Origin of the sequence: Streptomyces avermitilis MA-4680 = NBRC 14893, assembly GCF_000009765.2 — a bacterium.
Classification (GTDB): Bacteria; Actinomycetota; Actinomycetes; order Streptomycetales; family Streptomycetaceae; genus Streptomyces; species Streptomyces avermitilis.
This window is the reverse complement of the sequence record NC_003155.5, coordinates 6,532,181-6,546,664: the sequence shown is the minus strand read 5'-3', so window position 1 is coordinate 6,546,664 and position 14,484 is coordinate 6,532,181. Positions and strand designations below refer to the sequence as shown.

Below are 14,484 nucleotides of genomic sequence, written 5' to 3'. Positions count from 1 at the left end.
GGCGTCCGGGAACGGGCGCCCGCCCCTTTCTCATTCGCAGATGAGGTTCCGCGACTCGGGCAACGCCTTGCGGATCCAGGCGCGTTCATGGGCGATGTCCTTCTCGCCCGTGGTCCAGATGTCGGGCACCGCGGAGTCGCGCGGGATGCCGATCAGCACGTGGTCGCCCTGGTGGAGCCGTGGGTCGACGTCGTGGTCCATCACGAAGGTGACCTGGTCCTTGCCGGCGGCGGGCTTGTAGTAGCGGTCGACGGCGAGGGCGATGCGGTCCTGGTCGGCACCGGGCACCGGCTCCACGTCCGCCACCGTCCCCTCGACGATGAGCCGGGCACAGGCGACGTACCCCGGCGCGGTCCGGGACGAGGCGTCCGCCTTCCCGCCGCTCGCCTTCGAGTCGGCGGAGACCCCGTCCCCGCCGGACGCGGCGAGCCATCCCATCCCGACGACGGCACCGGCGACGGCGGCCGCGACCAGGGTGCCGAAGGCGACGGCCCGGGCGGCGGGGCGCCGGGAGCGCCTGCCGGGACGGCCCGGGGGACGGCCCGCGTGCTCCCTGGGCGCCGGTACCGGTGCCGGCCGTTCCGCTGCTCCCTCCGGCTCCGCGAGCGCGGCTCCGATGATCCCCAGCTGCTCCCGCAGCACCGCCACGTCCGCCAGCGCCGCCCGGTGCTCCGCCATCAGCGCACCGTCGGTCTCCGCCCCCGCGGGCAGCGGCTCGTCGGTGATCGCGGCCATCAGCGCGTCCACGGCCCGCTCGCCCGCGTCGCTCTCGTTCTCGGCCACGTCACACCACCTCGTCCTCGTGCAGACGGTCGCGCAGGGCGCGGACCGCCGTGTGCAGCCTGCTTTTGACCGTGCCCTCGGGGATGCCGAGCTCCTCGGCTATCCCGCGCACGGGCAGGTCGGCGTAGAAGCGCAGGACGAGGACCTGGCGCTGGGCGTCGGGCAGCTCGTCCAGGCCCTGCGCGACGGCGAGCGAGAGCACGCTGGAGTCCTCGCCGGAGGGGTGCTCCAGCTGCCGCAGCGAGGCCAGGCGCTCCCCCAGCCGCTCCTGGCGGCGCTTGGCCCGGTGCCAGTCCATCGCCAGATTGGAGGCGACCACGGCCGCCCACGCGGAGACGTCACGCGGTGCCTCGTCCCCGCGGGCCACCCGCTCCAGCAGCCGCAGACGGACCTGCTGCACCCCGTCCGGCAGGTCCGCCTGCGGCACCCCGCCGAGCGCGAGCACCGCTCGCACCCGCCGTTCCTGAGCCGCGTCCAGGGGATCGTCCGCACCGGCGTACGCCCCCTGGGCACGGCGCGCCATTCTGCGCAGCACAGCCACCCCTCCCCGCGTTTCCCCTATGACGCCGCAGGCGCCGGAAACGTTCGGCGCCGTTCGGCCCGGTTTCCGGATCGGTGGCAGAGGCGTACGTCACACCGGCACACAGGTCCGGACGACGACGGTACGGCCGCTCCGTACGGCTTCCGGTGCGGGGCGGCCGACGGGCGCATATCTTCGAGGCGGGCCGCCCGGCCGCCGCAGGATCGGGGCCCGGCCGCCGTGCGTGGCGCGTCCCACTCCTCGGGCGGGACGGGAAAGGATTGGACACGCGGCCACCGGTCAGACGCATGATGTAAAGGCTGGACCACGTCATACGCACGCAAAGGGAGTCACCGTGAGGGTCGGAATCGTCGGAGCCACCGGTCAGGTCGGCACGGTCATGCGCAGGATCCTCGTGGAGCGGGACTTTCCGGTCACCGAGCTGCGCCTGTTCGCCTCGGCCCGCTCGGCCGGGTCGGTCGTCGACGGTGTGACGGTGGAGGACGCCTCCACGGCCGACTACACGGGCCTGGACATCGTGCTCTTCTCCGCGGGCGGCGCCACGTCCAGGGCGCTGTGCGAGAAGGTCGCCGCCCAGGGCGCGGTCGTGATCGACAACTCTTCGGCGTGGCGGAAGGACCCGGCCGTACCCCTGGTGGTCGCCGAGGTGAACCCGCACGCGATCGCGGACCGCCCCAAGGGCATCATCGCCAACCCGAACTGCACGACGATGGCCGCGATGCCGGTGCTGAAGCCGCTGCACGAGGAGGCGGGCCTCGAAGCGCTGATCGTCGCCACCTACCAGGCGGTGTCCGGTTCCGGCGTCGCGGGCGTGGCGGAGCTGCACGGCCAGGCGCAGAAGGTGATCGCCGACGCGGACAAGCTCACGCACGACGGCGAGGCGGTCGACTACCCCGAACCGCAGGTCTACCAGCGCCCGATCGCCTTCAACGTCGTGCCCCTCGCCGGCTCCCTCGTCGACGACGGTCTGCACGAGACCGACGAGGAGCAGAAGCTCCGCAACGAGTCCCGCAAGATCCTGGAGATCCCGGCCCTCAAGGTCTCCGGCACCTGCGTCCGCGTCCCGGTCTTCTCCGGCCACTCCCTCCAGGTCAACGCCCGCTTCGCGCGTCCGCTGTCCGTGGAGCGCGCGACGGAGCTGCTGGGCGGCGCGCCGGGCGTGGCCCTCTCGGAGATCCCGACGCCCCTGGAGGCGGCCGGCAAGGACCCCTCGTTCGTGGGCCGCATCCGCGCGGACGAGACCGTCGACAACGGCCTCGCGCTGTTCATCTCCAACGACAACCTCCGCAAGGGCGCCGCGCTGAACGCCGTACAGATCGCGGAGCTGGTGGCGGCCGAGCTGAAGGGCTGACGCCCGCCTGTCGCTTGTGCGGCTGAGGTCGGCCGGCCGCGTCAGGGCCTGCGCACCTCGTACAGGAAGCAGCCGTATTCCACGGCCCGCACATGGACGAGCCGCGTCTCAGGGTCGCCGAAGGCCTCCGCGAAGGCTTCGTCGAAGGCCTGGTCGGCGGCGGCCGCGTCCGGGACCTCCACGAGACGGCCGCCGAGGATCCGGCCGTCGGCGGAGTAGCGGCGGACGGTGCGGTGGGCGCCGGTGAACGGGTGGCCGTCCCCGGCCGGTCCCTCGCACTCGGCCGCATGGATGAAGACCGGCCCCCGCTCGTCGTACGCCCCCGGCTCGGCGCCCGTCTCGGCGGCCCAGCGGCGCAGCGGGGCGTACGAGACGAGGACGATGTGCTCGCCCGGTTCGCTGCGGCGCAGGCAGCAGCGGAGCGGGGCACCGCCCTCGTCGTCGGTGAACGGTACGCGGGGGCGGCCCGCGTCGTCGGTGTCGCGGAGTTCCTTCAGGGCGCTCGGCCCGATCGGGCGTGCGGTGTACGTCGTGCGTGCCGTGTGCGTCGGGTACGTCGTCATGCGTCCAGGCTCGCGCCCGCGCCGTCCGGGCACCGGCGGGAAACGGACATCGCATTCCGTGCAGCTCCCGTGGAAGGATGACGCAACCCACACATAACGAGGAGATGACCGCGTGCCTGGCACAAACCTGACCCGCGAAGAGGCGCAGCAGCGGGCGCAGCTGCTCACCGTTGACTCGTACGAGATCGATCTCGACCTCTCCGGCGCGCAGGAGGGCGGCACCTACCGGTCCGTGACCACGGTGCGCTTCGACTCCGCCGAGACCGGCGCGGAGTCCTTCATCGACCTGGTGGCGCCGACGGTCCACGAGGTGACCCTCAACGGCGACACGCTCGACCCGGCCGAGGTCTTCAAGGACTCGCGGATCGCGCTTGCGGGCCTGCTGGCGGGCCGCAACGTGCTCCGCGTCGTGGCGGACTGCGCTTACACCAACACGGGTGAAGGTCTGCACCGCTTCGTCGACCCCGTCGACCAGCAGGCCTATCTCTACACCCAGTTCGAGGTGCCGGACGCCCGCCGGGTCTTCGCCTCCTTCGAGCAGCCCGATCTGAAGGCGACCTTCCAGTTCACCGTGAAGGCGCCGAGCGGCTGGACCGTCGTCTCCAACTCGCCGACGCCCGAGCCCACGGACGACACCTGGGTCTTCGAGCCGACGCCGCGGATCTCCACGTACATCACGGCGCTCATCGTCGGGCCGTACCACTCGGTGCACAGCGTGTACGAGAAGGACGGCCAGTCCGTTCCGCTCGGCATCTACTGCCGGCCCTCGCTCGCCGAGTTCCTCGACTCCGACGCGATCTTCGAGGTCACCCGGCAGGGCTTCGACTGGTTCCAGGAGAAGTTCGACTACGCGTACCCCTTCGGCAAGTACGACCAGCTCTTCGTGCCGGAGTTCAACGCGGGCGCGATGGAGAACGCCGGCGCCGTCACCATCCGCGACCAGTACGTGTTCCGGTCCAAGGTGACCGACGCCGCGTACGAGGTGCGCGCCGAGACGATCCTGCACGAGCTGGCCCACATGTGGTTCGGCGACCTCGTGACCATGGAGTGGTGGAACGACCTGTGGCTGAACGAGTCGTTCGCCACGTACACGTCCATCGCCTGCCAGGCGTATGCGCCCGGCTCGCGCTGGCCGCACTCCTGGACCACCTTCGCCAACTCCATGAAGACGTGGGCGTACCGGCAGGACCAGCTGCCCTCCACCCACCCGATCATGGCCGAGATCAACGACCTCGACGACGTGCTCGTCAACTTCGACGGCATCACGTACGCCAAGGGCGCCAGCGTCCTGAAGCAGCTCGTCGCGTATGTCGGCATGGACGAGTTCTTCGCGGGCGTGCAGGCGTACTTCAAGCGTCACGCGTTCGGGAACACGCGGCTCAGCGATCTGCTGGGGGCGCTGGAGGAGACCAGCGGCCGTGACCTGAAGAACTGGTCGGAGAAGTGGCTCCAGACGGCCGGTATCAACATCCTGCGTCCTGAGATCGCCACCGACGCGGACGGTGTCATCACCTCGTTCGCCATTCGCCAGGAGGCGCCGGCCCTGCCCGCCGGTGCCAAGGGCGAGCCGACGCTGCGGCCGCACCGCATCGCGGTCGGCCTGTACGACCTCGACGAGGCGAGCGGCAAGGTCGTGCGCGGCGAGCGGGTGGAGCTGGACGTGGACGGTGAGCTGACCGCCGTTCCGCAGCTGGTCGGCAAGCGCCGTCCGTCGGTGGTCCTGCTCAACGACGACGACCTGTCGTACGCGAAGGTCCGCCTCGACGAGGAGTCCCTCGCGTTCGTGACGGAGCACCTCGGTGACTTCGAGGCCTCCCTCCCCCGCGCCCTGTGCTGGGCCTCGGCCTGGGACATGACGCGTGACGCCGAGCTGGCGACCCGCGACTACCTGTCCCTGGTCCTGTCGGGCATCGGCAAGGAGTCCGACATCGGTGTCGTGCAGTCGCTGCACCGCCAGGTGAAGCTGGCGATCGAGCTGTACGCCGACCCGGCCGCCCGCGAGAACCTGGTGAACCGCTGGACGGACGCCACGCTGGCGCATCTGCGCGCGGCCGAGGCGGGCAGCGACCACCAGCTGGCCTGGGCGCGTGCCTTCGCGGCGACCGCGCGTACGCCGGAGCAGCTGGACCTGCTGGAGGGGCTGCTGGAGGGCACGCAGACGATCGAGGGCCTGGCCGTCGACACCGAGCTGCGGTGGGCGTTCGTGGAGCGGCTCGCGGCCGTGGGCCGGTACGACGAGACGGAGATCGCCGGCGAGTACGAGCGGGACCGCACGGCGGCCGGTGAGCGGCACGCGGCGACCGCCCGGGCCGCGCGGCCGACCGAGGAGGCGAAGGCGGAGGCCTGGGCCTCGGTCGTCGAGTCGGACAAGCTGCCGAACGCCGTGCAGGAGGCGGTGATCTCGGGCTTCGTGCAGACCGACCAGCGTGAGCTGCTGGCCCCGTACACGGACAAGTACTTCGCGGCGGCCAAGGACGTGTGGGACTCGCGCTCGCACGAGATGGCGCAGCAGATCGTGGTCGGGCTCTACCCGGCGGTCCAGGTCTCGGAGGAGACGCTCAGGAAGACGGACGAGTGGCTGGCCTCGGCCGACCCCAGCCCGGCACTGCGGCGGCTGGTCTCGGAGTCCCGGTCGGGCGTGGAGCGGGCCCTGAAGGCGCAGGCGGCGGACGCGGCCGCGGCGTAACCGGAGTTACGTGAACGAGGGCGCCCGGCATCCCGCCGGGCGCCCTCTGCCGCGCTCAGGAGCCGTTGGGGGTGGTCGCGGTCGTTGCGGTGGTCGCGGTCGGCGCGGTCGGCGCGCTCGGCGCAGCGGTCGCACCCGGCACAGTCGGCGCGGCAGTCGCCGTCGGCACACTCGGCGCAGCGGTCGCCGTCGGCGCGCCCGGCACAGCGGCCGCGCCCGGCGCGGTGGTTGCGGCGTTCGAGTTCGGCCCGGCGTCCAGCGGAACCGCCGTGGTTTCACGGTGTCGGCGTCGGTCCTGGGCGCGGGGCCTGAGCTGGCCGAAGACCGTCGCGCCGAAGGCCACGGCCATGCCCGCCAGCTGCACCGGCGTCAGCGCCTGGCCGAGGGCGGCCCAGCCGATGACGGCCGCGGTGAGCGGGGAGAGCGGGCCGAGGAAGGTGACCTGGGTCGCGGTGAGCCGGCCGATGCCGCGGAACCAGAGCCAGTACGCCACCGCCGTGTTCGCCAGCGCGAGATAGAGGTAGCCGCCGATCGCCCGGCCGTCCAACGCGGGCGGCGTCCCCTCGACGAGCAGGGCGATCGGGGCGATCAGCAGTCCGCCCGCGGTGAGCTGCCAGGCGGTCAGGGCCAGCGGGCCGACCCCGGCCGGGCGCCCCCACCGCTTGGTGAGCACGGTGCCGGTGGACATGGAGGCGGTGGCGGCGAGGGCGGCGAGCACACCGAGGGGGTCGAGCGCGCCGGCCGCCTTCAGCACGACCAGGCTGACACCCAGGGCCGCCGCGATACCGGTCAACAGCGTACGAACGGTCGGTCGCTCACTGAGCAGCGCCGCCGCCAGCCCGGCCACGAACAGCGGACCCACCGAGCCCACGACCGCCGCCATGCCGCCGGGCAGCCGGTACGCGGAGAGGAACAGCAGCGGGAAGAAGGCGCCGATGTTCAGCGCACCCAGCACCGCCGACTTCCACCACCAGGCGCCGCGCGGAAGCACCCGGGCGAGGGCGAGCAGGAGCAGCCCGGCGGGCAGGGCGCGCATCAGGCCCGTGAACAGCGGACGGTCCGCCGGCAGGAACTCGGTGGTGACGGCGTAGGTGCTGCCCCAGGAGACGGGGGCGAGCGCGGTGAGCGCTATGAGCGGGGCACGCGTGGAGCCGTTCTTGGTCATCTGGGCACACCCTCGGTCGATATGGACTGGCGGTAAGTAGCTTAGCGCTAAGCTACTTACTGGCAACCCACTTTCTTGCGGGTGACCGAACGGCGACGGATACTCCCTCCATGAACGCGAGCCGCCCGATCACACCCCCCAAGGACCCCGTCGACGCGATCATCGAGCAGTGGGCCGCCGCCCGGCCGGACCTCGACACCGCCGCGATGGAGGTCTTCGGGCGCGTCTTCCGGCTCTCGCGGACGATGGGCGACCGGATGGAGAAGGCGTACGAGCGGTTCGGGATCTCGCGCGGCGAGTTCGACGTGCTGGCGACCCTGCGCCGTTCCGGCGAGCCGTACACCCTCTCGCCCCGCCAGCTCTCGGCGACGCTGATGCTCACCACCGGCGGGATGACCGGCCGCCTGGACAAGCTGGAACGGGCGGGGCTGCTGCGCCGCTCCCCCGACCCGCACGACCGGCGCGGGCTCCAGGTGACGCTCACGGACGAGGGGTTCCGGCTGATCGACGAGGCGGTGGAGGCCGGGCTCGCCGTCCAGACGGAGGCGCTCGACGCCCTCGACGCGCAGCAGGCCGGCCAACTGGCCGACCTGCTGCGTCAGTTGCTCGCCGGAACCGTCAGCCCCGCCCCAGGGAACTGACCAGCGCCGCCTCGACCTGAGCGGCGTCGCGAGCGTGCGCCGCCCAGGCGACGTAGATGGCCTCCTGATGCCGACATGCCGGGGCTTCCGTCGGCGCCGGGGCCGCCCGGCGCGCACGCCGGGGTGAAACGCGTCGAGGGAGCCCGCGCACCCTTGGGTGCGCGGGCTCCCTCGACGGAAGTGAGAAGGGTGGTGAGTCGTCAGCCCTGCTTCGGCTGCTTGTGGGACTTCTCGCCGACGATCACGAGACCGGCGATGACCACGAACAGCACGATCGGTGCCGCGACGAAGAGACCCAGCGTGTCGATCACGCTCAGCCCCGGGCCGGGGTCGTCGCCGTCGTCGCGGACCACCGCGAGCGCGGGGGACGACATGAGCAGCATCATCAGCGTCGTACCGGCAGCCAGGGCGCCGGCGCGCAGGGCGTTCTTCTTGTCCACGGTGCCAACGTAGCGAACGCCCGAACGAACCGCGCGCCCGGGGTGCCGTTCGGGAGACCGGGGAACCGCGCAAGACCCGCCGCCGCGCCCCTCCCCCGACCTCAGCCCCGCTCCCCGCACCTCGCGCCGCCCGGCGCCCCGCCCCCCGCCGGAAGGCCCCGCAGCACATCCACCAACGCGTGCAACCGCGGCGCGGCCGCCAGCTCCTCCAGCGTCACCGGACGGCCCCGCGCATCGGCGATCGGCAGACGCCAGTTCGGATACTGGTCCCACGTACCCGGCAGGTTCTGCGGGCGCCGGTCGCCCACCGCGTCCGGCAGCCACAGGCCGACCAGCCGGGCCGGGGTGCGCAGCAGAAAGGCGTGCACGGCCTGGATCTCGGCCTCCTCGGACACCGAGCAGATGCCCCCGCTCGCACCCTTGAGCAGTCCGAGCCGGGCCAGCAGGGCCAGCCATTCCGCCGTGTCCGCCGCCGCCGCGGCCCGCTCCTCCTCCAGCGGCCGGGCCAACAGGCCGAGACGGTCGCGGAGTTCGACGTGCGCGCCGGTGAGCCGGGCGGCGGTCGGCGGCAGGTCGTGGGTGGTGGCGGTGGCCAGGCAGTCCGCGCGCCAGCGCTCGGGCGGCAGCGGCAGCCCGTCCCCCTCCCAGTCCCGTTCGAACCACAGCACCGACGTGCCGAGCACGCCGCGCGCGTGCAGCGTCTCGCGCACCCCGGGTTCGACCGTGCCGAGGTCCTCGCCGATCACCAGTGCCCCGGTGCGCGATGCCTCCAGGACGAGGATCGCGAGCATCGCCTCGGCGTCGTACCGGACGTACGTTCCCTCCGTGGGCGGCCGCCCCTGCGGCACCCACCACAGCCGGAACAGCCCCATCACGTGGTCGATGCGCAGGGCGCCCGCGTATCGGAAGAGGGCGCGGAGCAGACGGCGGTACGGGGCGTAGCCGGACTCGGCGAGGCGGTCCGGTCGCCAGGGCGGCAGGCCCCAGTCCTGGCCGAGCGCGTTGAAGGCGTCGGGCGGGGCGCCCACCGACATGCCCGCGGCGAAGTACTCCTGCTGCGCCCAGGCGTCGGCGCCGACGGGATGGACGCCGACCGCGAGGTCGTGCACGAGTCCGACCGCCATGCCCGCGTCACGCGCGGCCCGCTGAGCGGCGGCGAGCTGCTCGTCGGTCAGCCAGGCGAGCCAGGCGTGGAAGTCGACGCGGTCCATCAACTCGCCGCGCGCCCGGGCGGTCTCGGCCGAGCGCGGGTCGCGCAGCCCGGCCGGCCAGCCGTGCCCATCGGCCCCGTACACCTCGGCCAGCGCGCACCACGTCGCGTGGTCCTCCAGCGCCTCGCCCTCCTCGGCGAGGAAGTCGACGTAGGCGGCGCGCCGTCCGGGTCCGAGGGGCACGGCGTGCACGCGTTCCAGCGCCTCCCGCTTCAGCTCCCATACGGCGTCGCGGTCGATCAACGCGCCCTTTCGCAGGACGGATTCGCGCAGCCGGGCGGCGCGGTCGAGGAGCGTACGGACCGGACCGGGGTCGTCGACGTACGCGAACTCGGGAACGTCCTCGACACGCAGGTGCACCGGGTCGGGGTAGCGGCGGGAGGAGGGGCGGTACGGGGACGGGTCGGTGGGGTCGCCCGGCACGGCCACGTGCAACGGGTTGAGCTGCACGAATCCGGCGCCGAGCGCCCGGCCCGCCCAGGCGGCCAGCTCGGCGAGGTCACCGAGGTCGCCCATGCCCCAGGAGCGCTGGGAGAGGAGGGAGTAGAGCTGGACGAGGAGTCCGTAGGCGCGTCCGGGCGGCGCGGACAGCCGGGCGGGCGCGACGACGAGATGGGCGTCGGCGCTGCGGCCGTCCGGTGCGGTGATGTGTAACGCGTGGACACCGGGCGGGAGCTGCTCGGCCGAGGCGCGGGTCTCGCCCTGTTCGGTCTCGATGCGCAGGCGGGTGCCGTCCGGCAGGTCGGTCAGCGCGGCGGGCGGCTGTTCGCCCCAGCACACGACGGTCGGCGGCAGCAGCCGCCGGCGCAGCTCCGTCTCGCGCGCCGCGAGGGCACGGTGTACGGCGTCCGGGGTGCCCGCGTCGACGCCGAGCGCGGCGAGGGCCGTGGTGACGGCGGCGTCCGAAGCGGCGACCGTCCGGCCCGGGGAGGGGCTGTAGGAGGTGGCAACGCCATGGAGCGCGGCGAGCCGCGCCAGCGGCGCCTCACCGACACCGTGGGCCTCGTGGGCCCCATCGGTCTCGTCGGCGCCATGGATCCCGTCGGCCGCATGAGCCCGGTCGGCCTCACCGGGTTCGTCCGTCTCGCTCTCACCCGTCTCGGCCGGGGGCATCTAGAACCCCGCGGGGTCCGGGCCGGCGGCGGTACCCGTGGCCGTGGGCTCACTGGTCAGGGGGGTGGCGTCGGCGAGCGGGGGCTCGCTGGTGAGGGGCTCGGCGTCGGGCAGGGGCGGCTCGCTGGTGAGCGGCGCCTCGGCGCCGGCCCCTTCGGCGCTGAAGGCGTACAGCAGGTGCTCGGGTCCGGCGGACGGCTCCGCCTCAGGTTTGGACAGGGCCGAGAGCAGAAGATGTGCCGATGCGGCCACGGGGGCCTCCTTGGCGTCGTCGGGAAGCGGGTGAAATCAGCCCTACCCAGTCGACGCGTTTGCAGACGTGCAAGGCCGGACAACGTGCGTCAGGTCACCGACCGTGCACGAAAGACTCTCACGAACTCCGCTATTCACTCGCTACATATATCCAGTGCATAATGATCTGCATGAGCACCCGCCACATCCTGCTCGGACTGCTCGCCGCAGGGCCGAGCCATGGCTACGACCTCAAGCGGCGGCACGACGAGCGGTTCCCGCAAGCGCGGCCCCTCGCCTACGGGCAGGTCTATACGACGTTGCAGCGCCTGGTCCGCGACGGTCTCGCCGAGGTCGACGGGACCGATTCCGACGGCGGCCCCGAGCGCACCCTGTACCGCTCCACCGACGACGGCTCCCTGGAGCTGACCCGCTGGGCCGGTGAGATCACCCCGCCCGCTCCCTTCGTGACGAACGAGATCTTCGCCAAGGTCGTCGTCGCGATCCTCGCCTCGGGGGACCCGGCCGCGTACCTGAGCGCACAGCGTGCCGCGCACATGGCACGGATGCGGGAGCTCACGGCCGTGAAGACCGCATCCGGCGCCGATCTGGCGACCGTCCTCTCGGCCGACTACGCCCTCAACCACCTCGACGCCGATCTGCGCTGGATGACCACCACAGGCGCCCGGCTCACCACTTTGACCGCGGAGGTCGACGCAGCATGAGCAACCCACTCCTCGCGGCCCGGGGACTCGTCAAAGCCCACGGCTCCACCCCGGCACTGCGCGGCGCCTCGGTGGAGCTCCGGGCGGGCGAGATCCTCGCCGTCACCGGGGCCAGCGGCAGCGGCAAGTCCACGCTGCTGCACTGCCTCGCCGGGATAGTCCGCCCGGACGAGGGTGCCGTCGTCTACGGCGGCGAACGCCTCGACCAGCTCCCGGAGAACCGGCTGAGCGAGCTGCGGCGCACGGAGTTCGGCGTGGTGTTCCAGTTCGGACAGCTGATCCCCGAGCTGACCGCGCTCGACAACGTGGCGCTGCCCCTGCTCCTCGCGGGCACCTCACGCAAGGCGGCGCAGGAGCGGGCGGGCGAATGGCTGGAGCGGTTCGGCGTCCGCGGGCAGGAGGAGTCGCGGCCCGGCGAGCTGAGCGGCGGCCAGGCACAGCGGGTCTCCCTGGCGCGGGCCCTGGTGACCGGCCCGAAGGCGGTCTTCGCGGACGAGCCGACCGGCGCGCTCGACTCCCTCGCCGGGGAGCAGGTGATGACCGCGCTGACCCACACGGCCCGCGAGTCCGGCACGGCGGTGCTGCTGATCACGCACGACGCGCAGGTGGCGGCGTACGCGGACCGGGAGGTGTCGCTGCGGGACGGGGTCGTGATCGCCGCCGGACACCTCCCGAGCGGGGCCGACACGTCGGCGGAGGTGACTCGATGAGGACCGATCTCCGGCTCGCCCTGCTGCTGATCCGCGGCTCCGACCGGCGTGAGTGGTGGCGGGTCGCGCTCACGGCGGTGGGCGCGATGGGCGCCACGGGGCTCGCCCTGGGCGCGACGGCGATCGTCTCGCTCCGGGGGCAGTACAACGTGCCCCTCGCGAACGGGCTGCTGAACCAGCCCGGGGAGCGCTCGGGCGTGATCCTCACGCTGCTGCTCCTGCTGGTCCCCGTGCTCGGCTTCCTCGGGCAGTGCGCCCGCATCGGCGCACTGCACCGCGACCGGCGGCTGGCCGGACTGCGCCTCGCGGGCGCCACGCCGGGCCAGGTGCGGCGGATCGCCGCCCTGGAGGCGGGGCTCACCTGTCTGCTCGGCTCGGTGGTCGCCACCGTCTTCGCCGCGCTGCTCCTGCTGAGCCAGTGGCAGCATCCGCCGGCGACGGTCTGGGCCGGGTTCGCGCTGGTCATGGTGGCCGTACCGCTGCTGGGCGTGCTGGTGAGCACCCTCGCGCTGCGTCGGGTGATCGCCTCCCCGCTGGGCTGGGTGCGCCGGGTGCGCCCGCAACCGGGCAAGGGCCGGGGTCCGGGCCTCGCGTTCATCGCGGCGGCGCTGGTCCTCCTCACCGTGGGCCTCGTCATCACTCCGGGCACCTTCGGCGGGTTCGGCACGGCCCCGCTGCTGATCTTCACCGTGGTGGTCGTCACCGGTATGGGCGCCGTCTGGCTGACCGGCGCCACCGCCCGGCTCACGGGCCGGCTCCTCGCGGCGCGCACCGGGAACCCGGCGACCCTGATCGCGGCGGAACGGCTGCGCGACGACCCGTGGGCCGCCGCCCGCACCCATGCCGCCGTCCTGCTGGTGACCGTCGTCGGGACGGCATTCGTGGGCATCCGTCAAACGCTGCTCGCCGGCCTGACCGGGCGCGACAGGCGGATGTTCGCCGACAACATGTCCTTCTACACCACCGGCATCAATCTGACGGGAGCCGCCATCCTCGTCGCCCTGGGGATCACGCTCGCGGGGCTCGCCGTAGGCACCGCGGAATCGCTCGCCGCGCGCCGCCGGGGCCTGTCCGCGCAGGCCGCCGCCGGGGTGCCGAGGCCGGTCCTGGCCAAGGCCCTGCTCCTGGAGACCGCCCTGCCGCTCGCCCCCGCGGTGGCGCTGGCCGGCCTCGGCGGCATCGGCATCGGCGTCTTGTACGCGGCGGCGTTCGGTGAGGGCATACCCGTGCTGCCGCTGCTGGTGCCGCCGGCCGTGTACGCGGCCTGCCTGCTCGCCGCGGCGGCCTCCCTGCCGCGTCTGCGCCGCTCGGTACACCCGGCGGAACTGCGCTACGCCTGACTGTCCGGCACGGGATGCGTCCGGCCCGGCCGCCACCGGACCCGGCCGACACCGGACGCGCGACGGTCCGGCCCCGGGGGCACAGGGGACTTCCGGGGCCGGACCGAAAGGCGTGCGGGCCAAAGGCGGGCGGGCAATACGAAGGCCCGGGTCGTCAGGCGGAGATGCCGTCGATCCGGGCCATCGCGTCGTCCGCGCCGTACGGCTGTAGGTAGGGCAGCCAGCGCGGGTCCCTATGCCCGGTGCCGATGATGCGCCAGGCCAGACCCGTGGGCGGAGCGGGTTTGTGGCGCAGCCGCCAGCCGATCTCGAAGAGGTGGCGGTCGGCCTTGACGTGGTTGCAGCGGCGGCAGGACGCCACCACGTTGTCCCAGGCGTGCTGACCCCCGCGGCTGCGCGGGATGACGTGGTCGACGCTGGTTGCGACGCCACCGCAGTACATGCACCGGCCGCCGTCGCGGGCGAACAACGCCCGCCGGGTCAGCGGAACGGGCCCCCGGTAAGGGACCCGTACGAACCTCTTCAGCCGGACCACGCTGGGTGCGGGGACAGTAACGGTTGCGCTGTGCATGAAGGCGCCGGATTCCTCGAGGCAGACTGCCTTGTTCTCAAGGACGAGGACGAGCGCGCGGCGGAGCGGTACGACGCCGAGTGGCTCGTACGACGCGTTGAGGACCAGGACATGCGGCACGGATGCCTCCTTGTACGCCGGCGGCGCGTGGCTCGCGCCGGGACGATCTGCAGTCAGTCTCCCCTCTTGCCTGGTGGAAGCGCCACCATGTCCCGGTAACGGGCTGGGAGTGTTTTCGACCACACCTTTCTTGCTCCCCGGGACCACACCCCGTTCATCCCCAGGTGAGCACGGTCTCTCCCTCGAACATCGCAACGATCCACACACGATGCCCCGTTAGTGTGGTGGGTCTGCCCGTCCGGTGACATTTCCGTGACCTTGACGACCTTGACCGCTTCGCCGGGGGCAGACGC

Annotated in this window: 14 protein-coding genes; 6 read left to right on the top strand and 8 right to left on the bottom strand. The window is 72.8% G+C overall.

Annotation, left to right across the window (positions count from 1 at the left end):
* Positions 1–30: 30 nt before the first annotated feature.
* On the bottom strand, positions 31–783 hold the full coding sequence (locus tag SAVERM_RS27870) for a hypothetical protein (protein WP_010986802.1): 753 nt from the start codon (positions 781–783) through the stop codon (positions 31–33).
* Between the two features lies 1 nt (position 784).
* The gene (locus SAVERM_RS27865) at positions 785–1,306 is read right to left on the bottom strand and encodes a sigma-70 family RNA polymerase sigma factor (protein ID WP_202497517.1); all 522 of its coding nucleotides are present in this window, start codon (positions 1,304–1,306) and stop codon (positions 785–787) included.
* A gap of 352 nt (positions 1,307–1,658) precedes the next feature.
* Between SAVERM_RS27865 and SAVERM_RS27860 the strand changes: the two genes are divergently transcribed.
* On the top strand, positions 1,659–2,675 hold the full coding sequence (locus tag SAVERM_RS27860; RefSeq protein ID WP_010986800.1) for an aspartate-semialdehyde dehydrogenase: 1,017 nt from the start codon (positions 1,659–1,661) through the stop codon (positions 2,673–2,675).
* A gap of 41 nt (positions 2,676–2,716) precedes the next feature.
* Here the strand turns inward: SAVERM_RS27860 and SAVERM_RS27855 are convergent, their stop codons facing one another.
* Positions 2,717–3,238 carry a DUF1203 domain-containing protein gene (locus SAVERM_RS27855; protein WP_010986799.1) on the bottom strand — a complete coding sequence of 174 codons (522 nt, stop codon included), beginning with the start codon at positions 3,236–3,238 and terminating at the stop codon, positions 2,717–2,719.
* A gap of 112 nt (positions 3,239–3,350) precedes the next feature.
* On the opposite strand from SAVERM_RS27855, the gene pepN reads away from it, so the two are divergent.
* Entirely contained in the window at positions 3,351–5,924 is a 2,574-nt protein-coding gene (gene pepN / locus SAVERM_RS27850; protein ID WP_010986798.1) for an aminopeptidase N, read from the top strand.
* 55 nt (positions 5,925–5,979) lie between these two features.
* On the opposite strand, the gene SAVERM_RS27845 is transcribed toward pepN, so the two are convergent.
* Entirely contained in the window at positions 5,980–7,089 is a 1,110-nt protein-coding gene (locus SAVERM_RS27845; protein ID WP_010986797.1) for an EamA family transporter, read from the bottom strand.
* 110 nt (positions 7,090–7,199) lie between these two features.
* Between SAVERM_RS27845 and SAVERM_RS27840 the strand changes: the two genes are divergently transcribed.
* Positions 7,200–7,730: a MarR family winged helix-turn-helix transcriptional regulator gene (locus SAVERM_RS27840; RefSeq protein WP_010986796.1), complete on the top strand. Its 531-nt coding sequence runs from the start codon at positions 7,200–7,202 to the stop codon at positions 7,728–7,730.
* 200 nt (positions 7,731–7,930) lie between these two features.
* Here the strand turns inward: SAVERM_RS27840 and SAVERM_RS27835 are convergent, their stop codons facing one another.
* The 3 genes from SAVERM_RS27835 to SAVERM_RS27825 all read right to left on the bottom strand — a co-directional run bounded on the left by SAVERM_RS27835 (position 7,931) and on the right by SAVERM_RS27825 (position 10,746).
* Positions 7,931–8,170 (bottom strand): hypothetical protein, encoded by a 240-nt coding sequence (locus SAVERM_RS27835; protein ID WP_010986795.1) that lies wholly within the window; start codon positions 8,168–8,170, stop codon positions 7,931–7,933.
* A 101-nt stretch (positions 8,171–8,271) separates the two neighbouring features.
* Entirely contained in the window at positions 8,272–10,494 is a 2,223-nt protein-coding gene (gene malQ / locus SAVERM_RS27830; RefSeq protein ID WP_010986794.1) for a 4-alpha-glucanotransferase, read from the bottom strand.
* The gene (locus SAVERM_RS27825) at positions 10,495–10,746 is read right to left on the bottom strand and encodes a hypothetical protein (protein WP_010986793.1); all 252 of its coding nucleotides are present in this window, start codon (positions 10,744–10,746) and stop codon (positions 10,495–10,497) included.
* 170 nt (positions 10,747–10,916) lie between these two features.
* Here SAVERM_RS27825 and SAVERM_RS27820 point away from each other — a divergent pair, with 170 nt between their 5' ends.
* From SAVERM_RS27820 to SAVERM_RS27810, 3 genes are read left to right on the top strand one after another with little or no spacing between them, the layout of a single operon-like run.
* On the top strand, positions 10,917–11,450 hold the full coding sequence (locus tag SAVERM_RS27820) for a PadR family transcriptional regulator (protein WP_010986792.1): 534 nt from the start codon (positions 10,917–10,919) through the stop codon (positions 11,448–11,450).
* Complete coding sequence (locus SAVERM_RS27815; RefSeq protein WP_010986791.1) at positions 11,447–12,160, top strand: ABC transporter ATP-binding protein; 714 nt, start codon at positions 11,447–11,449, stop codon at positions 12,158–12,160. Before SAVERM_RS27820 ends, SAVERM_RS27815 begins: the two co-directional genes overlap by 4 nt.
* On the top strand, positions 12,157–13,500 hold the full coding sequence (locus SAVERM_RS27810; RefSeq protein WP_010986790.1) for an FtsX-like permease family protein: 1,344 nt from the start codon (positions 12,157–12,159) through the stop codon (positions 13,498–13,500). Before SAVERM_RS27815 ends, SAVERM_RS27810 begins: the two co-directional genes overlap by 4 nt.
* A 154-nt stretch (positions 13,501–13,654) precedes the next feature.
* Here the strand turns inward: SAVERM_RS27810 and SAVERM_RS27805 are convergent, their stop codons facing one another.
* Positions 13,655–14,191, bottom strand: coding sequence for an HNH endonuclease (locus tag SAVERM_RS27805; RefSeq protein ID WP_010986789.1), 537 nt, complete (start codon positions 14,189–14,191; stop codon positions 13,655–13,657).
* Positions 14,192–14,484: the final 293 nt, after the last annotated feature.

Coding starts and splice junctions, on each gene's coding strand:
- SAVERM_RS27815 (WP_010986791.1), top strand. CDS start 11,447: ATGAGCAACCCACTCCTCGCGGCCCGGGGACTCGTCAAAGCCCACGGC.
- SAVERM_RS27855 (WP_010986799.1), bottom strand. CDS start 3,238: ATGACGACGTACCCGACGCACACGGCACGCACGACGTACACCGCACGC.
- malQ (WP_010986794.1), bottom strand. CDS start 10,494: ATGCCCCCGGCCGAGACGGGTGAGAGCGAGACGGACGAACCCGGTGAG.
- SAVERM_RS27840 (WP_010986796.1), top strand. CDS start 7,200: ATGAACGCGAGCCGCCCGATCACACCCCCCAAGGACCCCGTCGACGCG.
- SAVERM_RS27820 (WP_010986792.1), top strand. CDS start 10,917: ATGAGCACCCGCCACATCCTGCTCGGACTGCTCGCCGCAGGGCCGAGC.
- SAVERM_RS27845 (WP_010986797.1), bottom strand. CDS start 7,089: ATGACCAAGAACGGCTCCACGCGTGCCCCGCTCATAGCGCTCACCGCG.
- SAVERM_RS27810 (WP_010986790.1), top strand. CDS start 12,157: ATGAGGACCGATCTCCGGCTCGCCCTGCTGCTGATCCGCGGCTCCGAC.
- SAVERM_RS27865 (WP_202497517.1), bottom strand. CDS start 1,306: ATGGCGCGCCGTGCCCAGGGGGCGTACGCCGGTGCGGACGATCCCCTG.